Consider the following 23,580-nt stretch of genomic DNA (forward strand, 5'->3'; position numbering starts at 1 on the left):
CGGTCATTGGGGCAACAGTTGTTGCCCGCCGTCGATGTCGTAGGTCGCGCCCGTCAGGGCTTCGTTGCGCATGATGTGTAAGGCCAGGGCGGCGACGTCCGCCGGGCCGACGACGCGGCGGATCGGGAGCGAGGCGCGGAGTTCTTCCCGGCGGGCGTCGAGCCGGTCGCCCAGGAGCGCGGCCGACAGCGGGGTGTCGACGAAGCCGGGGGCGACGGCGTTCACCCGGACCGGGGCCAGTTCGAGGGCCAGGTTCGCGGTGAGGGCGGGGAGTGCGGCCGTCATCGCGGCGATGACGGACATGCCGACGCCGGGGCGGCGACCGCCCGTGCCGCCGATGAACAGCAGCGTGCCTCCGTCCCGGACCCGGTCCCGGCCGTACTTGGCGATCCCGAGCACCATGGCCAGGCGCTCGCCGAAGTACCGGCCGGTCTCCGCCAGGTCCAGGTCGGCCAGGGGCCCGTACAAGGGGCCGCCGACGGTCGAGAGGACGTGGTCGACCGGGTGGGGAAGGCCGCCGAAGAACTGCTGGAGCCGGTCCGTGTCGGTGGCGTCGAGGATCGCGGTGCTCAGTGGCCCGACCTCCGCAGCCGCGCGCTCCAGCCGCTGCGGATCCCGCGCGGCCATGATCACCTCGCCACCGGCGGCACGGACCTGGCGCGCGGTTTCGAGCCCGATCCCCGAGCTCGCCCCGATCACGACGACGGTCTGACCGGCCAGGTCCTGCGGCCGGGCCGGCTCACTTCCGCTCATCACAGCCTCCGGTGCGCGACGAATGGGACGGGCCTCCCGAACGTATCCCGGGCCGCCGGGCCCCACCACCGGAGTGCGGTGAGGCCTCAGGCTCGGGTCAGTCCCACCAGAAGTGCCAGGTGGGCCGGCCGATCAGCTTCTGGGCGTACGTCTCCAGGTCGCCGATGTCGTCCGGGCAGAAGGCGAAGTGCTCGGCGGCCACTTCCTCGGCCTCGTCGAGGTCGGCGGGCGGGGCCGCCACGGACACGGTGAGCCGGTCGAAGCCGAGGGCCACGAGCCGTATGCCGAAGCGGTCTTCCCAGGAACGGAGGACCGCGCAGAGGCGAGCCGTGTCGTTCTCCTGATGGGCGGGGCCCATCCAGCCGATCGCCGCCGGGATGTCCGCGCTGCGGCGGGCCGGCACCAGGGCGAGGTGCGGTGCCTTGAACCCCGGCCCGCCGCCCGTCAGTGAGTCGGCGACGTCGGCCGCCCGCTCGTCGGGATCGGCGACCAGAGTGAGCGGTTCGGCGAGGCCGGGCCACTCGTCGCCCTCGTCCGTGTACTCCTCCCAGAAATCCTCCAGCACCTCGTCGGCGTCGTGGTCCCCGGGATACGACATCTCGTCGGGGCTCAACTCCCACTTCTCCGGCCCGCCTTGGTCGCCGTCCACGTCCATGAGCAGCGGGAGGAGCCCGGCGGTGCGCGCGGACCGCAGCGCGTCGAAGTCACCGGGCCCCGCCGGTCCGTCCGCGCACCACAACAGCGGTTCGTCCGACGGGCCTTCGGCCGTCGTGTCGATCAGTCTCCCGGGAGGGAGCTCAAGCCCGAGCGAGCTGCCGCTCGGGTCGGCCGCCAGCTTCGGCAGCGGATTGGGAAGAGTCGCCATGTCAGAGACTGTAGAGGCGGCCACTGACAGCCGGAGTGCGGGGAGTTGGCCGTGAGGAGTCCGGTCAGGCCGGGTACGGGCTCGCCTCGCGTGCCGTGCTCAGGGCGGCGGCCCACCAGGCGAGCTGGTCCAGCAGGGTCTTGGCGTAGCCGGGCGCCGCGGGGTCCTGTGGCTGCCCGTCCTGCCACGCGGTGAAGTAGTTCGGGAACGCCAGACCGTCGCGGATGGTCACCGCGTGCAGTTCGGTGAGGACGTTCTCCAGGTGGAGGACGGCATGACGGCCGCCGGCCGCGCCGCCGTAGCTGACGAAGGCCACGGGCTTGGCCGTCCACTGGGTGAAGTGCCAGTCGATGGCGGCCTTCAGCGCGGCGGGGTAGCTGTGGTTGTACTCGGGCGTGACCAGGACGAAGGCCTCCGCCCCCTCCAGACTGGACGTCAGGGGCGCCATTCCTTCGGGGCGCGGGTAGGAGTCGCCGGCGTACTTGGGCGACTCCGTCGGCAGCGACAGGGGGATCTCGACGTCGGCGAGGTCGACGACCTCGATGTCGAACCCGCCGTGTACGCGCGCCTGTTCGGCGACCCAGGAGGCGACGACGGGCCCGAACCGCCCTTCGCGGACGCTCCCGACGACGATGACCAGCTTGTGCTTCTTCTGCTTCTCACTCATGAGATCCACGGTCCACCGCCGCCGCAGCGGCAACCAGACCGGGCGCAGGCTGGCCCCCGCAGGGCCACGCTGAGACATCCTTGCGATCCGGCACCGCCACTAAACTTGAGTCATGGGCACGCCACTGGGGGACTTCGTCCGAGCCAAGCGCGACAGCATCCAGCCCGAGTCGTTCGGGATCCCCGACCGAGGCCGTCGACGCTCACCGGGGCTACGACGCTCGGACCTGGCTGCCCGCGCCGGGATCAGCGTCGAGTACCTCACCCGCATCGAGCAGGGACGGGACCGCAATCCGTCCCCCGCCGTGGTCAACTCCATCGCCGACGCCCTGAGCCTGGACGCGGCGGAACGCCAGCACCTGCGCTACCTCACCAAGATCACCGGCGGAGCCTGCCCCACGCACCGGCGGCCGGCGCCGCCCAGCCGCCAGGTCCGCCCGACCGTGCTGGCGACCCTCCAACTCCTCGAGCCCTCACCGGCGTTCGTCACCAACCGCCTGGGCGACGTGCTCGCGCACACCACGGGGTTCGAGCTGGTGATGCGCGGCAGCGGGCTGCTGGAAACGCGGGAACCGAACCTGACGCGCTATGTGTTCACCGACCCGCGCGCCCGGACGTTCTTCCCCGACTGGGACCAGGTGGCCGACGAGCAGGCCTTCGACCTGTGGCTCGGCCCGTCCCTGGAGACCTCGGAGTGGTTCACGGCGGACCTCGCCCCGCTGGCAGGGCAGGAGTTCACCCGACGCCTCAACCGCCACCTGCCACCGCCACAGGTCCCGCTCCGCCTCAACCACCCCACCGCGCACGAACTGCGCTGGCAGCGCGAACGGTTGGAACTGCCGCGCACCGACGCGCAGGAACTGGTCGTCCTCCTGCCCGCCGACGAGACGACGGCCCAGGCCGTGGAACGCCTTCGCCGCAGGCCTGGCGGCACGCTTCGCGCGATCGGCTAGCGGGCGGCCGAGTGGGTCGTGAACGCGGTCCAGGCGGAGGGGGAGACGGTGAGGGTGGGGCTACTGTCCGCCGGGTTCTTGGAGTCGCGGATGTGGATGGTGTGGGGGCAGGTGGCGACTTCGACGCACGCGCCGCCCTCGTCGCCGCTGTAGCTGGACTTGCGCCAGGCGTAGGCGACTTCGAGGCAGGCGCCGCCTTCCTCGCTGCTGTAGGTCGACTTGAACCACTGAAGTGCGCTGCTCATTACTCTCCCAGCAGACGTTCCAGCAGGCTTCGTGAGTCCTCGATGGTGAGGGCCTGCGTCCGCAGCATTGCATATTTACGGGTCAGGATGGACACCTCGTCGGGGTCGGAGACCCATTGGCTGCCGCGCTGGGATTCGGTGTAGGCGAGGTGCTGGTGGTCAGGCGTCTCCAGGAGGATGAAGGAGCCAGCGGCCCCTGCGTGGGATGTCCGATTCAGCGGATGGATCTGCAGGGTCAGGCCTGGGAGTTCGGAGTACTCACGCAGAGCACGGAGTTGGTCGCGGTGCGTCTCGTGGCCGCCGTTGGGCCACAGGAGTGCGGGCTCCCAGATCACGAAGCTCATCGTCGGCGGACTCTTGCGCTGCAAGATCTCCTGGCGGCTGATGCGGCCCGCCAACTTCGTCTCCAACTCGTCCTCGTCGTAAGCCGGAAGGCGACTGCTCAGCAGTGCGCGGGCGTACTCCTCGGTCTGGAGCAGGCCGGGGACGACCAGCGCGTCGTACCAGGACAGGGAGATGGCCTCGCGCTCATGGAGCATGTACTCCTCGGCGAACAACGGGAATTGGTCGATCTCCGGCAGATTGTCGACCCCCGCCGCCAACGTGCCCTTCGTATCGAGGATCAGATCCAACGTCTTGGCCAGCGAGAGCATCAGCCGTCGCCTGCCCTGTTCGATGGACGCGATGGTCTCCTCGTCGACCATGGCCCGTTCGGCGAGCTGGCGTTGAGTCAACCCGGCAGCCATGCGGGCCGCTTTCACCTGTGAGCCCAGTAGCCGCATCGTCGAGCGGTTCCTCTTCGAGTTCATGCTGTGGTGCTCCCCACATCCACCAGTTACGGACCCCGCGCGCACCCGTACTCCGCCCGTACAAAAACGAATCCAGGCCTCACGCCCTGTCAACAGTAGTGACGCTCAGCAACTCTTGTCCCGTGAACCCGAGTGAGAAGTTCTTCCGGCGCGAACGCCGGTCCGTTCCCGCCGCCAGGCGCTTCGCGCACGCGTTCCTCGCCGAGTGGGGACTCGCGGAGGCCGAGCGCGGCGGCGATGTGCTGCTGTGCGTCAGCGAGTTGGCGACCAACGCGCTGGTGCACGGGGTGCCGCCGGGACGGCAGTTCCGGGTGTTCCTGCGCTACGACGGCCAGGTGCTGCGGGTCGAGGTGCACGACAGCGGGGGCGGCGTCCCGCACGTGGACGAGGCCGACGCCGGCGACGAGGGCGGACGCGGGCTGCTGCTCGTCGCGGCGCTGGCCGACAAGTGGGGTGTGGGGGAACGGGACTTGGGCAAGGTGGTGTGGGCCGAGTTCGTCAGCCTCTGCTCCTGAGATCTCAGTCATCGGCCGGCACGTCATGACGAAGAAGTACGCCATGACACGGAGTCCGCCACTGCCGTACTAAGCCGCGGGCCCGCGCTTCCGGGTAGCGACAACGACGATGCCCATCCCGGCCGTTCCATACAGGGTGAACAACGTTCCCTGCTGGTAGAGGCTCCGCCGTTTCAGTTCTCGGCCGAACATCACTTGCTCGTACGTGCTCGTGCCGATCGAGCGGCCGGTGCCAGTGTCGTAAGAGAGCTCGCACCTGTCGCCAGGCCTCATGGGATCGGGATGGGACTCGCCGTCCGCGCCCGAAAGGGCCCCGGGGCAGTAGGCCCCGTAGGCCGATCCGGCTCTCAGCAGTGACACCGTCCCCCACAGCAGCGGTATCAGGAACAGGACGATCAACACGACTCTGAATCGCATCGCGTCACCCTAATAGGGCGGGCCCGCGAGGAGGCCCGGCAGCCCTTACCGGCCCAACAGTCGCCGCACCCGCCGTACTTGACGGTTGTCCGCCACCGCGTCGAGGAAGCGGCGTCCGCCGCCGGACTCGTAGGCCGGGCCCTCCACGCGGAGCACCGTGCCGTCGCGGACGACGGCGTACGCGAGGGGCCTGGCCGTCTTGGGGAGGTTGACCGGGTGGCGGCCGGAGGGGAGCTTCAGGCGGGCGGGGAGGCGGAGTTGGGCCGTGTCGGTTCCGGGGGCCGGGAGCAGTTCGGCCTGTACTCCTAGCGTGCCCACGGTGACCTTCAGGCGGGCGGGTGCGCTGTCCTGCGCCGCCGCGAGGTACGGGAGCGGGAGTGAACTGCCCTCGCCCCGACCGGCGTTGACCGCGGCCGGCGTCGACGTGTCCTGGCTCAGCTTGCGCTGGCGCTGGTCCACGTCGAGGGCCAGCTGGCCGCTGCCGGTCCAGTACGGGAGGGACAGCCTGCCGCCGGTCAGTGCCGGACCCGTCGCCGGGGTGCCCGGCGTGGCGTCGCCCGTCACACGCACCATCCGGTCCACGCCCAGGAGTTGGACGTAGGCCCATACGTCGTGCACCCCGCGCTCCAGCGGGCGTCCGCCCGCCAGCCGCTCCGGGTCGAGGGACAGCAGGCCGGAGGCGACCACCTGGGAGCGGCCCTCGCCGAGCGGTCGTAGGTGAAGGGAGAGATCCCCCTCGGGGTACCACCAGTCCTCGCGGTCGCGGTCCTTGACGATCAGTTCCGCGTACGCGAGGCGGAAGGGGTCCGGGACCTCCCAGCCGTCCGCCGCGCCCGGCACGCCGTCCAGGAGGTCGGGGTCCAGCCACTGCCTGCCGTCCCGCTCGACCAGGGTCAGGGGTTCGCCGTCGCCGCGCAGGAGTTCCAGCGTGATGTCGGCGACCAAGTGGCCGTTCTCCCAGCGCGGTTCGCCCACCGTGGTGCGGGGCTTGATCTCGCGGACGCGCTCGGCGAGCGCCACCGCGCCGTCGAAGTCACCGGCCTCCAGCAGGGTGGCACGCAGCCGGGACACGGCGGGCAGGCCCTCCCGGACCGCCGCCGGGAACTCCGACACGGCCACTTCGCGCGCCGCCTCGAAACGCTGCCGCTGCTCGGCCGGGTCCTCGCGCAGGATCTCGGGCTCGCGGGTCCTGGAGAGGACCTCGACGTGGTAGAGGCGGTGGAGGAGGCGGTTCTGGAGGGCGTCGATGTCGTCGGAGGCAGGGGTGCCTTCCTTGATCTGGCCCACGATCGTGCGGGTGTTGGCCCAGAAGCCGTGCCGGGGGTCGAAACGGTGCTGGGTGTTGTTGCCGCCGTCGTCGCGCTTCATCCAGTAGTAGACGGGATAGTCGGCGAGGACCGCGATCCGCTCCGCCTTGAGGTACGCGGCGCTGACGAACGCCAGGTCCTCCAGGATCCACGGACCCTCGGGGAACCGCAGCCCGTGCTCCTCGACGAACGCCCGCCGGAACATCTTGTGCGGCGACATGCTCTGCATCAGCTCGTCGTTCTCGATCGTGCAGGCGTCCACCGTGTGCCGGAACAGCCGCCTCGGCCGCACCATCGTGCTGGACATCTTGCCGAGGACGATGTCCGCCTCATTGCGCTTCGCGTGCTCGTACAGCCGCTCCAGCGCCTCGGGCCCCAGCTTGTCGTCGTGGTCGACGAACTGGATGTACTCGCCCTTCGCGTGCCGCATGCCGAGGTTGCGCGGGGCGCCCGGCCAGCCCGAGTTCGGCTGGGTGTGCACCTGGACGTTGGGGTGCCCGGCGGCGATCTTCTCCAGGCGGCTCAGGGTGTCGTCCGTCGAGCCGTCGTCGACGTAGACGATCTCGTACTCGTCGGCGGGCAGACTCTGCCCCAGCAGCGACGGGGCGCACTCGTCGACGTACTTCCCGGTGTTGTAGACGGGAACGATCACACTGACCTTGACTCTGGGCATTCCAGGACACTACACAGCTACGTCACACGCCCGTCAAAGCACTCCCTCTTCCCCGTACCGGTCCCCGCGGGCTGGAAGCAGACCCGGACCACGGTTCCCGGCGCGGTCACGGCCATCATCGTGTACGCGTACGTGTCCACCTCCGCCGCGTTCCCCACCTCCGCCGCGTGCCCGGAGCCCGCCCGGCCGGGCACGACCAGCTCGATCCGGTCACCGATCCGGCCGCCCCACATCCGCGCCCAGGTCGTCCCGCAGATCTTGCTGTGCCGCAGCTCCACCCACGCGCCGGTGGCCGTCTCGCGCTGGGTGATGGTGTCGGGCTGCGGCGCACAGAGCATCGCGAACGGACTGCGGCCCGCACAGTCCGCGCCGTGACAGCCTGGCCCGGACGCCACCGTCGCCGTACTGCTCGCGGCGGTCGGCGACAGCGGAGTGGACTTGGAGGGCCCCGGAAGCAGCACCAGAGCGAGGACCACGGCACTCACGGCCACCGCGCAGACGGAGGCGAGCACGGCCAGCGTGGCGACGCCGCGCTGCTCGGGAGCGGAGGGAGCGGAGGAGGCGGAGGGAGGGGCGGCGACCGGGGGAGCAGGAGCAGGCTCATCGGGCACCGGGACCGACGCCCCGCGTCCGCTCGCCTCCGACTCCGCGATCTCCCACAGCGCCAGACACCGGCCCACCGGCTCCCCGGCCAGCCGGCACAGCTCCTCCACCGCCTCCCGCGGCGGCAGCGTCCTGCCGTTGAGATACCTCTCCCACGACGACTTGCTGTACGGCGTCTTCGCCGCGAGCCCCGCCATGCTCAGCCCGGTCGCGGCCCGCAACTCCCGCAGAGCGGCGGCCAGTTGGCTCATCCCCGCAGCGCCTTCCAGGTGTCCGGCCCGACCATGCCGTCCACGCCGATCCCGGCCCGCTGCTGGAACGCCCTCACCGCGTGCTCCGTCAGCGGACCGAATATCCCGTCGATACCGCCCGGGGAGATCCCCGCCCGCCGCAGCAGACACTGCGCCTCGGCCACCGCGGGATCATCGCTGCCCACGGCCAGATTCTCCTGCTGGGTACGGCTGTTGCCCGCGTACCAGTGCCCGCCGACCCGCTCCATCCGGCAGGCGTACGGCGACGGCGAGGCCGGCGCGGGCGCGGCCAGTGGCGCCGTCGACGACCGTGCCGTACCGCCACCGCCGTCGTCCATCAGCCGCACGGTCACCAGCACCGCCGACGCCACCGCCAGCACCAGCGTCACCGAACCCGCCACCAGCGCGATGCGCAGCACCCGGCGCTCGGGGGAGAGCGGAGGCCGCTCCGACAGCACGATCTCCGGCTCCGGGTCCGCCTCCGACTCCGGTACGGCCGCGGGCCATGCCTCGGCCGCCACCTCGCGCAGCGCCAGCAGCCGGGTCGGGTCCTCGCCGCAGACCCGGGCCAGCGCGGCCACGGCCGGTACGGGTGGCAGGGCACGGGCGCCGAAATACCGCTCCCAGGACTTGGGGCTGTACTCCGTGCGCGCCGCCAACTGCCGCACGCTCAGCCCGCTGTGGTCCTTCAGCCGACGAAGCCGCACCACCAACTGCCGGACCCGCGGGTCCAGTTCCGCAGGCAGCGCCTTCCAACGCGACATGTGCCCCCCAGTTCGCGTTCGGGGACCGGGGTCAGCGGTCCCTGCCGCGTCGCATTCTGCATCACGTACCACTCCTCGCACGGCTATTCGGTTCCGGAGCGCGAAGAGAATCGGCCAAGGTCCACAACGGTCCGCCGAGCGTCCCGTCCCACCGTCCCCGCTGTCGTCGTCCCCGCAGTTCAGCGACGGTGCCGTCCCGTGTGGACGTCACTTGGGCGCCGGTCGTGGCGAGCTGCCCGCCGCGGCCCGCAATCTCGTTCCAGCACGACGACCGACTACCCGAAAGAGGAACCCATGCGACCGAATGTCGTGGCCAGGACCTTCGTCAGCCTCACCGCCGTCGCCGGTATCGCCGTCGGAGGTGTCGCGTTCGCCGCCCCCAGCTTCGCCGCGCCGGCCGCCTCCGTACAGGCCTCGTCCGTCTCGATCCAGGCGGTCCAGAACTTCGGCCTCACCGTCGCCGAGGCGAAGAAGGTGCAGAGCTGGCTGAAGACGTACTGGGGCTACACCGACACGATCGACGGCCAGCTGGGCCCGAACAGCTGGAAGGCCTTCCAGCGCTGCCTGGCGACCTACTGGGGCTACACCGGCGCGATCGACGGCGACCCGGGCGTCAACACCATCAAGGCCCTCCAGCGGCTGCTGGCCAACAGCTGGGGTTACACCGGCGCGATCGACGGCGACGCCGGCTCGGGCACCAGGGCCGCGTTCGAGCGCTTCGCCAACGGCTGACGTCACCGTCGTCGACGACCGCGGCCCGTCCTCCCGGGAGAGAGGACGGGCCGCGGTACGTGACAGTGAACCAGGACGCCTAGAGCTTCTCGGGCGTCCTGATGCCCAGCAGCGCCATACCCCGGTGCAGGGTCCGGGCCGTGAGGTCCACCAGCAGCAGCCGGTTCTCCTTCTGCTCCGCCGTGTCGGCCATGAGGACCGGGCACTGGTCGTAGAACGTCGTGAGCAGCGACGCCAGTTGGTACAGGTACGCCGTCAGCTTGTGCGGGGCGTACTCCTTCGCCGCGTCCGCGACCACCTCGCTGAACTGGTCCAGGTGCAGGCCCAACGCCCGCTCCGCACCGGTCAGTTCGAGCTCCGGGTGAGCCAGCGGCCGAGCCTCGCCCGCCTTGCGCAGGATCGACTGGATACGGGCGTACGCGTACTGCAGGTACACCGACGTGTCACCGCTCAGCGACACCATCTGGTCCAGGTCGAACTTGTAGTCCCGCACGGCGGACGTCGACAGGTCGGCGTACTTCACCGCGCCGATCCCGACGTACCGGCCGTTCTCGACGATCTCCTCCTCCGTCAGGCCCATCTTCTCGGCCTTCTCCCGGACGACCGCGGTCGCCCGCTGCACCGCCTCGTCGAGCAGGTCCTCCAGCTTCACCGACACGCCCTCACGCGTCTTGAACGGCTTCCCGTCCTTGCCGAGGATCGTGCCGAACGCCAGCTGGAACGCCGTGACGTCGTCGTTCAGCCAGCCGGCCCGCCGCGCGGTCTCGAAGACCATCTTGAAGTGCAGGGACTGCCGGACGTCGACCACGTACAGGAGCGAGTTCGCCTTCAGGTTGAAGACCCGGTCCCTGATCGCGGACAGGTCCGTCGCCGCGTAGCCGTAGCCGCCGTCGGACTTGCGGACGATCAGCGGGGTCCGGTTGCCGTCCGGGCCCTTGATGTCGTCGAAGAACACGCACAGCGCGCCGTCCGAGATCTCCGCGACCCCCGACTCCTCCAGGAGCCGGCAGGTCTCGTCCAGCATGTCGTTGTAGCCCGACTCGCCGACGATGTCCGGGTCCCGGATCTCCATGTCCAGCTTCTCGAAGACGGAGAAGAAGTAGATCTTCGACTCGTCCACGAACTTCTGCCACGCGGCCAGCGTCTTCGGCTCGCCCGCCTGGAGATCGACCACCCGGCGCCGGGCCCGCGTCTTGAACTCCTCGTCGGAGTCGAAGAGTTTGCGGGCCGCCTTGTAGAGCCGGTCGAGGTTCGACATCGCCTCCTCGCCGGTCACCTGCGCGTCGCCGTGGTCCAACTCGCCCGGGTGCTCGTCCAGATACTGGATCAGCATCCCGAACTGCGTTCCCCAGTCGCCGATGTGGTGCCGCCGGACCACCGACTCGCCGGTGAACTCCAGGAGTTGGACCAGCGCGTCACCGATCACCGCGGAGCGGAGGTGGCCGACGTGCATCTCCTTCGCCACGTTCGGCTGCGCGTAGTCGATGACCGTCGTACCGGGGTGCTCCGCGAGGGGCACGCCGAGGCGGGCCGGGTCGGCGTGGCGCGCGGCCAGGTTCTCGGTGATCGCCCTGTCGGTGATCGTGATGTTCAGGAAGCCGGGGCCGGAGACCTCGACGTCCTGGATCACCTCACCGGTCGTGATGTGCGAGACGACCTGCGTCGCCAGCTCCCGGGGGTTGGCCTTGGCCTTCTTGGCGAGGGCGAGGATGCCGTTCGCCTGGAAGTCGGCACGGTCACTCCGTCGCAGCAGGGGGTCGACTCCGTCGGCTTCCGGGAGGGTGGAAGCGAGGGCGTCCGAGAGGCGCTGGTGGACGAGATCCGTGAGCGAGGTGACCGAGGTCATGGGGTGGGAGCCGTTCTCCTCGTGGGTTTGGTAGACACGGTCAGTATCCCACGGGGGGTAAAGCGAGTTTTTCGGGTGCGGGCCCGGTGGGGGCTGATCGCGCAGTTCCCCGCGCCCCTGAGAGGCGGCTGCGCCGCCTAAACTGGGGGCGCAGCCGAATTGACCGTACTGACTGCCTTGAGAAAGAAGGACGTGCCGATCGTGGCTCAGAGCACCGAGACCACCGACTGGGTCTCCCGTTTCGCGGATGAGGTCATCGAGGAGTCGGAGCGTCGGGCCCCGGGCAAACCGGTCGTCGTCGCGTCCGGGCTTTCCCCCTCCGGTCCCATCCACCTCGGCAACCTCCGCGAGGTCATGACCCCGCACCTCGTCGCCGACGAGATCCGCCGCCGGGGTCACGAGGTCCGGCACCTCATCTCTTGGGACGACTACGACCGCTACCGCAAGGTGCCCAACGGGGTGGAAGGGACCGACGCCAGCTGGGCCGAGCACATCGGCAAGCCGCTGACCTCCGTCCCAGCCCCGGCCGGATCGCCGTATCCGAACTGGGCGGAGCACTTCAAGGCCGCGATGATCGCCTCGCTCGCCGAGCTGGGCGTGGAGTTCGACGGGATCAGCCAGACCGCGCAGTACACCTCCGGCGTGTACCGCGAGCAGATCCTGCACGCCATGAAGCACCGCGGCGACATCGACGCCATCCTGGAGCAGTACCGCACCAAGAAGGCCCCGGCCAAGAAGCAGCAGCAGAAGGCCGTCGACGCCGCCGAGCTGGAGGCCGAGGCCGGCTCCGGCGCGGCCGAGGAGGACGACGGCAGCTCCGGCTCCGCCGGCTACTTCCCGTACAAGCCCTTCTGCGGCGCCTGCGGCAAGGACCTCACCACCGTCACGGCGTACGACGACGACACCACCGAGCTGACGTACGTCTGCACCGAGGACGGCTTCACCGAGACCGTCCTGCTCAGCGAGTTCAACCGCGGCAAGCTGGTCTGGAAGGTCGACTGGCCCATGCGCTGGGCCTACGAGGGCGTGATCTTCGAGCCGAGCGGTGTCGACCACTCGTCCCCGGGCTCGTCCTTCCAGGTCGGCGGACAGATCGTCGGGATCTTCGGCGGCGAGCGGCCCATCGGGCCCATGTACGCCTTCGTCGGCATCAGCGGCATGGCCAAGATGTCCAGCAGCAAGGGCGGGGTCCCCACCCCGGCCGACGCGCTCCAGATCATGGAACCGCAGCTCCTGCGCTGGCTCTACGCCCGCCGCCGCCCCAACCAGTCCTTCAAGATCGCCTTCGACCAGGAGATCCAGCGCCTCTACGACGAGTGGGACAAGCTCGACGCCAAGGTCGCGGACGGTTCGGCCCTGCCCGCCGACGTGGCCGCGCACTCGCGTGCCGTACGCACCGCCGCCGGTGAACTCCCGCGCACGCCCCGCCCGTTGCCGTACCGGACCCTCGCGTCCGTCGCCGACATCACCGCCGGGGCCGAGGACCAGACGCTGCGCATCCTCGGCGAACTCGACCCCGCCAACCCCCTGTCCACCCTCGACGAGGTCCGCCCCCGGCTCGACAAGGCCGAGGCCTGGATCAACACGCACGTCCCCGCCGACCAGCGGACCATCGTGCGCGACGAACCCGACATCGACCTCCTCAAGTCCCTCGACGAGCCCGCCCGGCAGTCCCTGCGCCTGCTCGTCGACGGACTCGCCGACCACTGGTCCCTGGACGGCCTGAGCCACCTCGTCTACGGCGTCCCGAAGGTCCAGGCCGGCTTCTCCGCCGAGGCGACCGCGAAGGAACTCCCGCCGGAGATCAAGACCGCCCAGCGGACCTTCTTCGCCCTCCTCTACCACCTGCTCGTCAGCCGCGACACCGGCCCCCGCCTGCCCACGCTGCTGCTGGCGGTGGGACAGGAGAGGGTACGGAGCCTGCTCGGCGAGTAAGCCGTTCTACGACGATGGGGGCGCCCGGTGTTCACCGGGCGCCCCCATCGTCGTAGAAGAAGGGCTATGCGATGTGGTCTTCCTGGAGCTCCGCCGTGTGACGGTTCGTGAAACGGTTGACCATCCGGTCCGCCTCGCGCTGCGGGAGCGTGATGCCGTACGTGGCCTCCACATCACCCCGGAACTGGCCCCCGGTCGGGTAGCTGCCGTCTATCGACTTCTTGAAGATGAGGTAGTAGTCGTCCTCGGTCGGCTCCGTGCCACCGCCCGCGCCCAGCTCACGGGTACGGCCCGGACCCGCCGGGATCGGGAAGGTCCCGGTGTCCTCGGGCGAGGGCTCGGGCTCCGGCTCCGGCTGCTGCTCCTCGTACCGCTGCTGCTGTTGCGGGAACTGCTGCTGCTCGAACCGCCGTTGCTGCGCGAACTGCTGCTGCTCCTCCTCGTACTGCTGGAACTGCTCCGCCTGCTGCTGCTCCGCGTACCACTCCTGATACGCGGCATCAGGGTCGTACGTCGGGTCGTAGCCACCCTGGTACGCGACGGCCTGGGGGTCACGCGCCTGGAGCCACTGACTCTGCGGCTCGACGTACTCCTGCTGTTGCGGCCGCTGTTGGGGCTGCTCGTTCGCCGCGGGGGCCGCAAGCTGCTCCCGGACCGGCGCCGGGTTGCTCTGCACGGCGGCCGGTGCCTGCTGCGGCTCCGGCTCCCGCGCCGGCTCCAACTGCGGGGCGGGGGGCAGCAGTACGGGCTCGATGCCCGCCGCCGCCAGACCCGAGGGGGCCGTCTCCGCGAGCGGGACGCCGTAGCGCGCCAGACGCAGGGGCATCATGGACTCCACCGGAGCCTTGCGGCGCCACGCGCGGCCGAAGCGGGAGTGGAGCCGTGCCTGATAGACGAGACGATCCTGCTCCAGCTTGATGACCTGCTCGTAGGAACGCAGCTCCCACAGCTTCATCCGGCGCCAGAGAAGGAACGTCGGCAGGGGCGAGAGCAGCCAGCGGGTGAGGCGGACGCCCTCCATGTGCTTGTCGGCCGTGATGTCGGCGATCCGGCCGATCGCGTGCCGGGCCGCCTCGACGGAGACCACGAACAGGATCGGGATCACCGCGTGCATCCCGACACCGAGCGGGTCGGGCCAGGCCGCCGCGCCGTTGAACGCGATCGTCGCGACCGTCAGCAGCCACGCCGTCTGGCGCAGCAGCGGGAAGGGAATCCTGATCCAGGTCAGGAGCAGGTCCAGGGCGAGCAGGACGCAGATACCCGCGTCGATACCGACCGGGAAGACGTACGCGAAGTTGCCGAAGCCCTTTTTCAGGGCGAGTTCGCGTACGGCGGCGTACGAACCGGCGAAGCCGATACCGGCGATGACCATCGCACCGGAGACCACCACGCCGATGAGTATCCGGTGCATACGTGTGAGCTGAATGGGCGCGGACACCCGTACTCCCCTCCCCTTGCATGGTCTTGCGCGGAACAGGGTGGCACATGTGTGCGGCGTCCCGGGTGCCGGTCCGCCAGGAGCCCGGCGCCGAGGAGGGGCCGGGCTCCGTCAAAAGGCTTGGCTGACCTGCGAGTTGAGGGCGAAAAACGGTGTGGATGTGACGGTCAGCTCTTCTTGCTCGCAGAGGCGGAAGGAGAGGCCTTGGACGCCGACTTGGACGGAGATGCGGACGGGGACGCGGACTTGGAGGGGGACGGGGAGGTTGAGCCGCCGCCGTTGTCGCTCCCGCTGCCGTTGGCCGACGTGACCGCCGCCACGGCCTCCTTCACGGCCTTCTCCGCCGCCTTCGTCAACGTGTCCGCGCTCGGCGTCTTGTCGCCCGCCAGACCCGCGCCGTTGTAGTCGATCGTGACGACCACGTTCTCGACCCGCGCCACCACCGTCTGCTGCTTGAAGGCGCCTTCCTTCTTCTTCAGGTCGTAGCGCACCGCCGTACCCTCGGCACCCGCGCCCGCGACCGGCTCCGACTTGACGTTCTTCGCGCCGGTGACCGACTGCGCCTCCTGCACCTGCTTCGCGTAGTACGACGCCGCCAGCTTGTCGCCCTCGCCCTGCGTCTGCGAGGAGTCGAACCGCAGCAACGACACGTTCAGCCAGCGGAACTGCGAACCCTTGACCCCGTTGTTGTCCAGGCTCGTCCAGGAGCAACTGCCGCGCGACGCCGTATCGGTCGACGTACCCTCCTTGCCCGACTTGGCCCCCTTCGGGACCAGCTCGGTCAACGTCTTCTTCGACAGCACCGCACACGGCTCGGGCAGCTTCTTGTACGCCGCCGCCCGCACCGGCGGAGCGGCCGTGGCGTTGGCGGAGGTCGTCGCGCCGAGACCGGCCGTGTCCTTGGCCGCGCCGCCGTCCGAACCGGAGTCCGAGGAGCAGCCGGCCGCGATCAGCATCACCGGGACCGCCGCCGCGCAGACAAGGACGCGGTGGAGACGCTTCGCTCGCTGGTGGGTCTGCGGGTCACGCTGTGCTGGTTGATGCATGGTTCCTTCACTCATGACGCTCGTGGTTCCTGCCGTCGGATCGGGTCCGAGGGGCCACGGTACGCGGTGAGTCAGCTGTGCGGTCTCCGTTCACAGGCTTTGAGCGGGCCCCCGGAAACGGCCGTCCGAGCCCCTAACCGTTGAGCGAGTCGGCCAGCTGCGCGGCCAGTTTCCGCGCCCTGTCCTGCATCTTCTGGCTGTCCGGGTCCACACCGACCGTCGCCGCCTGCTCCTCGTACTCGATGGTCACAATGACGTTGGACGTGCGAAACACCACAGTCACCGTCCGCTGCTTGGCCGTCGAACCGGAGCTGCTCAACGCGTCGTCGAGGAACGCCTCGTCACCGAGATCGGAGAGCGTGCGGGGCTGGAGGGCGGTCGGGGTGGTGGAGTCGGAGGGGGAGGCAGAGGTGGAAGCCGAGTCCGAGGAGGACGCGGAAGAGGAAGAAGAGGAAGACGAAGAAGAGGAAGACGAAGAGGAGGGGGTGGGGGTGGTGGAGGCCGACGTCGAGGGGGTGGCCGAGTCCGACGCGGCGCCGGTGCCGGCGGCCGGCTCCGGGAGATCCGCCGCCGCCTCCTTCGTCGCGAAGATCGTCGTCGCCTGGCTGTCGTCGCTCACGGCGTTGTCGTACGACACCACCCGCTCGAAGTCGACCAGCAGATGGTCGGTCGCGTCCGTGGACTCCACCTTCCAACGGCAGCCCACCTTGCGGTCCGTGTCGTACGTCAGCGTCGCCTCGCCCGCGTAGGCCGCCTCGCGCTGGTCCGCGTCCGTGATCTGCTTGATCCCGGGGAGCAGGGAGTCCAGCGTGCTCTGACTGACCGCTCCGCAGGGCTCCGGAAGCGTGCGGTACTTGCCCGGTTGGGCCGCCGCGGTCGCCGTACCGGCGGCGCCCGGGTTCGCGTCGTCCGTCGTACCGCCGCTGCCCGAACCGCTTGTGCAGCCGGCCAGCAGCGCCACGAGGAGCGCGGCGGCGCCGGGTACGTATGCCTTCCGCTGCACGGTCGGGCTCCTCTCGACGACGATCAAGGGTTCTGGGCGATGATCAAGGGTGCTGCCAGTGTCCCCGCTGGTTAATCGCTTGCCGCACCGGGGGACCCCCTGGAGACAATGTGTATCGCACGCACAGCCGTGAACGCCGGTCCGGTGTCCCTTTCGTTGACCTTGGCGCCGGTTTTGTGATTTTAGACTTCTGTTGTTTTCCGGGGGAATGAGGACGAAATGTCGTATGTAGAGATACCGGGCGCGAAGGTCCCGATCCGCATGTGGGCCGACCCGGCGTCGGTCGAGGAGGGCGCGCTCCAGCAACTCCGCAACGTGGCCACCCTGCCCTGGATCAAGGGCCTCGCCGTCATGCCGGACGTGCACTACGGCAAGGGCGCGACGGTCGGCTCGGTCATCGCGATGCAGGGTGCGGTGTGCCCGGCCGCCGTCGGCGTCGACATCGGCTGCGGAATGTCCGCGGTCAAGACCTCCCTCACGGCCAACGACCTCCCCGGCGACCTGTCCCGCCTGCGCTCGAAGATCGAGCAGGCGATTCCGGTGGGGCGGGGGATGCATGACAGCCCGGTCGATCCCGGGCGGATGTATGGGTTCGCGACTTCCGGGTGGGACGAGTTCTGGGGGCGGTTCGAGGGGGTTGCGGATGCGGTGAAGTTCCGGGAGGAGCGGGCGGCCAAGCAGATGGGGACGCTTGGAGCGGGCAACCACCACATCGAGCTACTGTTCGATACTGAAGGGGTGGTGTGGCTCACGCTTCACTCCGGTTCCCGGAACATCGGCAAGGAACTGGCCGAGCATCACATTGGCGTGGCCCAGAAGCTCGCGCACAACCAGGGTCTGGTCGATCGCGACTTGGCGGTCTTCGTTGCGGACACCCCGCAGATGGCCGCTTACCGGAATGACCTCTACTGGGCTCAGGAGTACGCGAAGTACAACCGCACCATCATGATGGCGCTCCTGAAGGACGTGATCCGCAAGGAGTTCAAGAAGGCGAAGCCGACCTTCGAGCCGGAGATCTCGTGCCACCACAACTACGTGAGTGAGGAGCGGTACGAGGGTATGGACCTGCTTGTCACCCGCAAGGGAGCGATCCGCGCCGGCTCCGGCGAGTACGGGATCATCCCGGGCTCGATGGGCACCAGTTCGTACATCGTGAAGGGTCGCGGCAACGAGAAGGCGTTCAACTCGGCCTCGCACGGCGCGGGTCGGCGTATGAGCCGGAACGCGGCCAAGCGGCACTTCACTATGCGGGACCTGGAGGACCAGACGCGGGGTGTGGAGTGCCGCAAGGACTCCGGCGTGCTCGACGAAATTCCCGGTGCCTACAAGAACATCGACCAGGTGATGGCGCAGCAGCGGGACCTCGTGGAGGTCGTGGCGAAGCTGAAGCAGTTCATCTGCGTGAAGGGCTGATGGCCGAGGCCCCGGCTGACCGGGGCCTCGGCCATCGAGTCACTGCGACTTCGGCATGGGGACCTGGCCGGTTCGCAGGCGCCAACTGCGGAGATTGCAGCTCTGGGGGGTCCTGCCCAGCTTCTCCGCCGCTGCCGATGGGCTGTTGAGTTCCAGCAGGACCCGGTCTTCCCACTCTTCCCATCGGCGTGCGGTATAGGCGGCCCGCATGCCGGAAGGACGTAGCCAGGTGGCGATCGACTGGGCGGCTGCGAGTTTTCGGTCCAGGGACAGGCAGCCGGGGTAGTAGAGGTGGGCGGCAAGGCTCTGGCCCGGTTCCATGGCGTAGAGGAGGTTGTAGATACCGTCGCGTGCGTTGCGTTTGAGGTTGCGCTCGGCGCCTGTCACGTTCTTTGCGTACTGGCGCAGCCAGTGTCCGATGGCCGTGCTGGCTGTGGTCAGGGAGACGAAGGGGAAGCCCTTGCTCGTGTAGCCCACAGAGCCGTCGGCATCTATGACTCCTCGGAGGTAGTCGCGCTGTGAGAACTCGCCTGGGGGAGGGGTGATGTTCTTGGACTTGCGGCCGTAGGGCAGCCCCAGTTCGTTGATCCTGGTCCTGGCTTCGAGGGAGCAGAGACTCCAGACCGCCGAGTGCGCGGTCTCGGCGAAGTTCGTGGACCGTGTGCGCTCGCGGATGCTGCTGTAGTAGGGCGTCAGTTTTTGGAACTGGCGAAGTAGCTCGATGTCCCGTGCGTTGAGCTCGACGGACAGACGGCCCTTCTGTCCGGCCCCTTGGTGGAGGTGCCCATCCGCCTGCAAGAACCCGAACATGTACGCGTACTTGGGGACCGTCAGGTCCATGAACTGGTGAGCGATAGGCTCGCAATCAGCCACAGGGAAGCCCACTTCCGTGCTGGTCAGGCCTTCGGTCGGGATGCCCGTCCCGGTCGAGGGCCGTCGTGTTGATGTTGTGGCGTGAGCCTAGATCGACAGTTCGGACAGCGTGCTGGTGATCGATACGGTTCACCCTTGTGGGTGAACCGGGGGATGTGCAGTCGTCCCCCTGTCGTTAAGATCTCGGCCGCTCTGAGAACTCTCTGAGATCGCTGTGAATTCGCGCCCTATTGCTGTGAATTCCTTCGGCTGGCGCATTTTAATTGGTGTGTTGTTTGTGAAAGCATTGGTTGCGCGCGTTCCTTATTGCTGGCCTCGAATTTCGCTGTGATGCTGCCTGGGTGTTTCGCCCAACCCACCCGCAGCGTCTCGGAGGACAGCACATGTCTGAGCGGTACCAGAATCAGAGCGAGTTCAGCCGGCGGACCGTCGTGGCCGCCGGTGCGGCGACCGCGCTCGCGGCGACCGTGGTCGGCGGTGCCACCTCCGCCCAGGCCGCCACCGCGACCAAGGCGGCGGCCGGGCTGAAGGTCGGCGCCGGCAAGGCCGCGTTCACGCCCGCGGCCTCGCTCCTGCCGCTGGACAACTTCACCGCCGTGCACGACGACCTCAACGTCCGTGTCCTGCTGGTGGAGTCCGGCTCCCGCCGTATCGCGCTGGCCGTGCTGGACCTGACCTCGATCAGCGCGGAGGCGATCGCGCTGATGCGGACCGCCATCACCGCGGCGAGCGGCGTCACCGCCGCGAACATCATGGTCACCGTCACGCACTGCTTCTCCGCGCCGCACGTCCAGGCGAGTTCGTCCTCGGCCGGTGCCGCCGCCTATGTGCAGAACATCGTGGCCGCCACCAAGTCCGCCGTGGCCGACGCCGTCAAGAACCTCCAGGACGCCGAGGTCGGCTACGGCACCGGCCGCTCCGACGTCAACGTCAACCGCAACGTCTCCACCGCCGACGGCTACTGGCTCGGCGTCAACGAGCAACTCCCCTCCGACAAGGGCGTGTACGTCGCCCGCTTCAACGACCTCGACGGCAACCCGATCGCCGTCCTGACCAACTACAACGTGCAGTCCTGCGTGATGCAGGACTCGGTCATGGCCGACGGCACCCTGCCGATCACCGCCGACCTCGCCGGCGCGGCCGTCGCACACGTCGAGGCCCAGTACCCCGGCGCCGTCGGCTTCTGGCTGGTCGGCGCGTGCGGCGACCAGTTCCCGGCCTACCGCTCGAAGCGGTACACCATCGACAAGGACAAGGGCTGGACCTACGGCGTCGATCTGCACGACGCCGGCTTCGCGCTGCTCACCGCGCAGGGCGAGCGGCTCGGGAACGAGATCGTGCGGGTGGCCCAGGGGATCAGTAAGTACGAGAGCGGCAGGAAAGTCGCGGTGCGGCTGGTCGTCGACGACATCACCACGACTCAGGTCACGGGCCCGCAGGCCAGTGCGCCCACCAAGGCCGTCACCTTCACCCCGACCGGCACCGCCCAGGTGCCGATCTGGGTCTTCCAGGTCGGCAAGGGCGTCTTCGCCGGTGTGGAACCGGAGTTGTCCACCACCACCGCGAACGCGATCCGCGAGAATTCGTCGTTCTCCAGCACTTTCGTCATGTCGATGTTCGAGGGCGGCGCCAAGAACATGCCCGACAAATGGAATTTCGACCACGTCACCTACGAAGCGGTCGACGGCTTCTACATCCAGGGCACCGCGGAGAAGGCCGCCACCCGCATCGGGCGCATTGTCAAGTCCCTGAACTGAGGTGTGGAAAATGACGACAAGGCGCGTTTTCTTAGCGCGGGTTGTGGGGGCAGGGACGACGGCGGTGGTCGCCGCCTCGGGCCTTGCGGCCTGTGACTCCGGCAGCGACAGCGGTAGTAGTAGCGGTGGCGGGCAGGTGAAAGGTGCCACCGCCATCACTCAGGTCTACGGCGACGGGCAGAAGTTCATCGCCGTGGCCGTCGAGTACGACACCGCGATCGACACGTCCACGCTCACGAAGACGTCCTTCACCGTGGAGGGGCGGACCGTCACCAAGGTCTACGCCAACACCGGCGCGGCCCTCGCCGACCAGGGCAAGGACGGGCCGTACGTCATCGTGGAACTCTCCCCGGACGACGACAGCGCGCTGCTGTGGGGAGGCATGGGCGGGGGCGGGAGTGCGGCGGGGAGCAACCAGCCGTCGGCGTCGTCATCGCCCTCGGCGTCCGATTCCAGCAGCCCGTACGTCATCCCCGGCCCCCAGGTCGGCTCGACCGGCGGACCGGCCACCATCAAGGCGGCGAAGGGCACCGTCGTCCAGGCCGGCGCCGTCACGACCACCGGCGGCACCCGCTACGCCGCCGACAACACCGAGGTCGCCACCGGCCGCACCGTGAACCTGATCGTCGACGACTTCCAGCAGTTCACGTACAAGGACCCGAAGACCGGCAGGTCACTGCCGTACAACCTCTACGTCCCGGAGGGCTACGACCGCACCAAGTCCTATCCGCTGGTCCTCTTCATGCACGACGCGAGCCTGATCAGCACCACCGTGCGGGCGACGCTGGTGCAGGGGCTGGGCGCGGTGTGCTGGGCCGCTCCCGAGGAGCAGGCGGAGCGGCCGGCGTTCGTGCTGGCGCCGCAGTACCCGGAGGTGGTCGTCGGCGACGACTACAAGCCGACGTCGCTCTTCGACACCACCGCCGACCTGGTCAGGGAGCTGGCAGGCAAGTACAGCATCGACACGGATCGGCTCTACTCCACCGGGCAGTCGATGGGGGCGATGATGACCCTCGGTCTGAACATCAAGTACCCCGATCTCTTCGCCGCTTCGTGGGTCGTCGCCGGCCAGTGGCCCTCCGCCCAGGCCGCACCGCTGGCGAAGAAGAACCTCTGGGTCACCGTCTCGCAGGGCGACACCAAGGCGTATCCGGGGGAGAACGCCATCATGGCCGTCGCCGAGAAGGCCGGGACGAAGGTCAGCCGGGCGGTCTGGGACGGCCAGTCCACGGCGGCGGAGTTCGCCGCGGACGTCAAGGCCATGGCGGCCAAGGGCACCACGGTCAACTACTCGACGTTCAAGAAGGGTTCGACCCTGGCCGGGGGCCTGGCCAACGCGCACGGCGTCGAGCACAACTCCACCTGGCCGATCGCCTACACCATCGAAGGCATCCGGGAGTGGATCTTCCGGCAGCGGAAATAGGCCCCCACCGGCTGAGTTCGGCTCAGTCGCCGAGGCGCTTCTCCAGGAGAGTCACCGCGTACGCGCTCCCCAACCCGCCGTCCTTCGCCCGCTGTTCGCCTACGGCGGTGTAACCCGCCGACTCGTAGTAGGCGCGCAGGCGGGGGTTGGAGGAGAGGCAGTCCAGGCGGGCGTACGGGCGGCCCGTCGCGGCGATGCGGGATTCCGCCTGCGCGAGCAGCCGGCGCCCCGTGTCCGGCGGTGCCGCGTGCGGGGTCGCCATCAGGCGGTGGACGTAGCCCGCGTCGGGCGGACGCGGGCCCCAGGCGGCCGGGTCGTCCCACCAGATCTCGCAGGCGCCGGCCAGGGTCTCGTCGGCGTGCGCCAGCCATACCTCGCCCTCCCGCACGCGCCGCAGGAAGTGGGCCTCGTCCTTCTCGCCCGGCTTCCACTGGTCGATGCCCCGGGCCAGTTGCCACAGGGCCGCGCTGTCCCGGAGGCGGACGAGTGCGACGGCGTCCGCCTCGGTGGCCTTGCGGTAGGCCAACTCCGGCCAGGCGGTGGGCCGTTGCTCAAGCAGCATGTCGCGCAGGGTGGTTGAGAGGGCCGTGGCGTCCAGGGACAGGGCCTTGGTCACATAGCCCTCGACCGAGCCGTAGCGGCTGGTCAGTCCGGCCAGGAACAGGCGCATGACCGCTTCCGGGGCGTGGCCCCAGGACGGCCAGGCCGGGGAGCGGCCGCCGTTGCGGGCCTGCCAGGCCGAGAGGAGGGCGGGGGTGGCGAGTTCGGTGAGGGTGAAGTCCTCGATGATCGTCTCCTCGGGGACGCCGAGCAGGCCCAGGACCAGTGCCGCGAGCAGGCCGGTGCGGTCCTTTCCGGACGCGCAGTGGAAGACGAGGGGGGTGTCGGTCCCGGCTGCCGCCGCGACCAGTTCCAGCGCCCGTGCGATCTCCTCCGCACCGTCCTCGGCCACCTCCGCGTACCGCTCCGCCAGGTACGGCCCCGGGGCGATGTCGGGGGTCAACACCGCCTGGTCGTAAGGGCGATGCTCGATACTCAGGTTGTGATACGTGAACGACGCGTGCTCGGGGATACGGGCACTGCGCTCGATCTCCCAGGGGTAGCGGAGGTCGATCACCGTGCCGATGCAGAGGCCGAGGAAGCGGGTCCAGTCGTCCGTGTTCTCGCTCAACTTGCCCAGGGAGTCGGCGCGGTAGAGGAGTCCGGGGCGGACGCGGCGGCCGTCCGGGGTCGGGTAGCCGCCCAGGTCACGGAAGTTGGGGAGATCGTCGAAGGGGAGTTGTCTGTCCACGG

At 69.2% G+C, this 23,580-nt stretch carries 22 protein-coding genes; 7 read left to right on the forward strand and 15 right to left on the reverse strand.

What is annotated here, in order from left to right:
• Positions 1 to 3: 3 nt before the first annotated feature.
• From OH768_RS29860 to OH768_RS29870, 3 genes are all read right to left on the reverse strand, one after another.
• On the reverse strand, positions 4 to 753 hold the full coding sequence (locus tag OH768_RS29860; protein WP_406458687.1) for an SDR family oxidoreductase: 750 nt from the start codon (positions 751 to 753) through the stop codon (positions 4 to 6).
• 97 nt (positions 754 to 850) lie between these two features.
• Positions 851 to 1,618, reverse strand: coding sequence for a DUF4253 domain-containing protein (locus OH768_RS29865; RefSeq protein WP_406458689.1), 768 nt, complete (start codon positions 1,616 to 1,618; stop codon positions 851 to 853).
• A 64-nt stretch (positions 1,619 to 1,682) separates the two neighbouring features.
• Positions 1,683 to 2,285: an NADPH-dependent FMN reductase gene (locus tag OH768_RS29870; RefSeq protein WP_406458691.1), complete on the reverse strand. Its 603-nt coding sequence runs from the start codon at positions 2,283 to 2,285 to the stop codon at positions 1,683 to 1,685.
• Positions 2,286 to 2,397: 112 nt separating this feature from the next.
• Here OH768_RS29870 and OH768_RS29875 point away from each other — a divergent pair, with 112 nt between their 5' ends.
• The gene (locus tag OH768_RS29875) at positions 2,398 to 3,237 is read left to right on the forward strand and encodes a helix-turn-helix domain-containing protein (RefSeq protein ID WP_406458693.1); all 840 of its coding nucleotides are present in this window, start codon (positions 2,398 to 2,400) and stop codon (positions 3,235 to 3,237) included.
• Here the strand turns inward: OH768_RS29875 and OH768_RS29880 are convergent.
• Both OH768_RS29880 and OH768_RS29885 read right to left on the reverse strand, forming a co-directional pair.
• Positions 3,234 to 3,482, reverse strand: a complete 249-nt coding sequence (locus OH768_RS29880) for a DUF397 domain-containing protein (RefSeq protein ID WP_406458695.1) — start codon at positions 3,480 to 3,482, stop codon at positions 3,234 to 3,236. The genes OH768_RS29875 and OH768_RS29880 overlap by 4 nt on opposite strands.
• Entirely contained in the window at positions 3,482 to 4,291 is an 810-nt protein-coding gene (locus OH768_RS29885; RefSeq protein ID WP_406458697.1) for a Scr1 family TA system antitoxin-like transcriptional regulator, read from the reverse strand. The genes OH768_RS29880 and OH768_RS29885 overlap by 1 nt, the downstream gene beginning before the upstream one ends.
• Positions 4,292 to 4,413: 122 nt before the next feature.
• Between OH768_RS29885 and OH768_RS29890 the strand changes: the two genes are divergently transcribed.
• On the forward strand, positions 4,414 to 4,806 hold the full coding sequence (locus OH768_RS29890) for an ATP-binding protein (protein WP_406458699.1): 393 nt from the start codon (positions 4,414 to 4,416) through the stop codon (positions 4,804 to 4,806).
• A gap of 69 nt (positions 4,807 to 4,875) precedes the next feature.
• Here OH768_RS29890 and OH768_RS29895 read toward each other — a convergent pair whose 3' ends face one another.
• The 4 genes from OH768_RS29895 to OH768_RS29910 are packed head-to-tail and all read right to left on the reverse strand — an operon-like array spanning position 4,876 to position 8,821.
• Positions 4,876 to 5,223 carry a hypothetical protein gene (locus OH768_RS29895; protein WP_406458701.1) on the reverse strand — a complete coding sequence of 116 codons (348 nt, stop codon included), beginning with the start codon at positions 5,221 to 5,223 and terminating at the stop codon, positions 4,876 to 4,878.
• A 45-nt stretch (positions 5,224 to 5,268) separates the two neighbouring features.
• A complete protein-coding gene (locus OH768_RS29900) occupies positions 5,269 to 7,203 on the reverse strand; it encodes a glycosyltransferase family 2 protein (RefSeq protein WP_406458703.1) in 1,935 nt (644 codons plus the stop codon).
• A 17-nt stretch (positions 7,204 to 7,220) separates the two neighbouring features.
• Entirely contained in the window at positions 7,221 to 8,057 is an 837-nt protein-coding gene (locus OH768_RS29905; RefSeq protein WP_406458705.1) for a helix-turn-helix domain-containing protein, read from the reverse strand.
• Positions 8,054 to 8,821, reverse strand: a complete 768-nt coding sequence (locus OH768_RS29910) for a peptidoglycan-binding protein (protein ID WP_406458707.1) — start codon at positions 8,819 to 8,821, stop codon at positions 8,054 to 8,056. The genes OH768_RS29905 and OH768_RS29910 overlap by 4 nt, the downstream gene beginning before the upstream one ends.
• Before the next feature lie 294 nt (positions 8,822 to 9,115).
• Between OH768_RS29910 and OH768_RS29915 the strand changes: the two genes are divergently transcribed.
• On the forward strand, positions 9,116 to 9,553 hold the full coding sequence (locus OH768_RS29915) for a peptidoglycan-binding protein (RefSeq protein WP_406458709.1): 438 nt from the start codon (positions 9,116 to 9,118) through the stop codon (positions 9,551 to 9,553).
• A 79-nt stretch (positions 9,554 to 9,632) separates the two neighbouring features.
• Here the strand turns inward: OH768_RS29915 and argS are convergent, their stop codons facing one another.
• Entirely contained in the window at positions 9,633 to 11,399 is a 1,767-nt protein-coding gene (gene argS / locus OH768_RS29920) for an arginine--tRNA ligase (RefSeq protein ID WP_406458711.1), read from the reverse strand.
• 192 nt (positions 11,400 to 11,591) lie between these two features.
• On the opposite strand from argS, the gene lysS reads away from it, so the two are divergent.
• Positions 11,592 to 13,334, forward strand: coding sequence for a lysine--tRNA ligase (lysS, locus tag OH768_RS29925; RefSeq protein WP_406465501.1), 1,743 nt, complete (start codon positions 11,592 to 11,594; stop codon positions 13,332 to 13,334).
• A gap of 64 nt (positions 13,335 to 13,398) precedes the next feature.
• Here the strand turns inward: lysS and OH768_RS29930 are convergent, their stop codons facing one another.
• The 3 genes from OH768_RS29930 to OH768_RS29940 form a co-directional block, all read right to left on the reverse strand.
• Positions 13,399 to 14,745 carry a DUF2637 domain-containing protein gene (locus OH768_RS29930; protein ID WP_406458713.1) on the reverse strand — a complete coding sequence of 449 codons (1,347 nt, stop codon included), beginning with the start codon at positions 14,743 to 14,745 and terminating at the stop codon, positions 13,399 to 13,401.
• Positions 14,746 to 14,939: 194 nt separating this feature from the next.
• The gene (locus OH768_RS29935) at positions 14,940 to 15,818 is read right to left on the reverse strand and encodes a DUF3558 domain-containing protein (protein WP_406458715.1); all 879 of its coding nucleotides are present in this window, start codon (positions 15,816 to 15,818) and stop codon (positions 14,940 to 14,942) included.
• Between the two features lie 133 nt (positions 15,819 to 15,951).
• Positions 15,952 to 16,821, reverse strand: a complete 870-nt coding sequence (locus OH768_RS29940) for a DUF3558 domain-containing protein (protein ID WP_406458717.1) — start codon at positions 16,819 to 16,821, stop codon at positions 15,952 to 15,954.
• Positions 16,822 to 17,040: 219 nt separating this feature from the next.
• On the opposite strand from OH768_RS29940, the gene OH768_RS29945 reads away from it, so the two are divergent.
• Positions 17,041 to 18,234: an RtcB family protein gene (locus OH768_RS29945; protein WP_406458719.1), complete on the forward strand. Its 1,194-nt coding sequence runs from the start codon at positions 17,041 to 17,043 to the stop codon at positions 18,232 to 18,234.
• Positions 18,235 to 18,273: 39 nt separating this feature from the next.
• Here the strand turns inward: OH768_RS29945 and OH768_RS29950 are convergent, their stop codons facing one another.
• Positions 18,274 to 19,074, reverse strand: coding sequence for an LAGLIDADG family homing endonuclease (locus tag OH768_RS29950; RefSeq protein ID WP_406458721.1), 801 nt, complete (start codon positions 19,072 to 19,074; stop codon positions 18,274 to 18,276).
• Between the two features lie 416 nt (positions 19,075 to 19,490).
• Between OH768_RS29950 and OH768_RS29955 the strand changes: the two genes are divergently transcribed.
• Complete coding sequence (locus tag OH768_RS29955; protein WP_406458723.1) at positions 19,491 to 20,864, forward strand: hypothetical protein; 1,374 nt, start codon at positions 19,491 to 19,493, stop codon at positions 20,862 to 20,864.
• A 136-nt stretch (positions 20,865 to 21,000) separates the two neighbouring features.
• Complete coding sequence (locus tag OH768_RS29960) at positions 21,001 to 22,287, forward strand: alpha/beta hydrolase-fold protein (RefSeq protein WP_406458725.1); 1,287 nt, start codon at positions 21,001 to 21,003, stop codon at positions 22,285 to 22,287.
• A gap of 22 nt (positions 22,288 to 22,309) precedes the next feature.
• Here OH768_RS29960 and OH768_RS29965 read toward each other — a convergent pair whose 3' ends face one another.
• Positions 22,310 to 23,578, reverse strand: a complete 1,269-nt coding sequence (locus tag OH768_RS29965; protein ID WP_406458727.1) for a GNAT family N-acetyltransferase — start codon at positions 23,576 to 23,578, stop codon at positions 22,310 to 22,312.
• Between the last annotated feature and the right edge of the window lie 2 nt (positions 23,579 to 23,580).

The sequence above is a fragment of the Streptomyces sp. NBC_01622 genome, assembly GCF_045209635.1.
Taxonomy (GTDB): domain Bacteria; phylum Actinomycetota; class Actinomycetes; order Streptomycetales; family Streptomycetaceae; genus Streptomyces.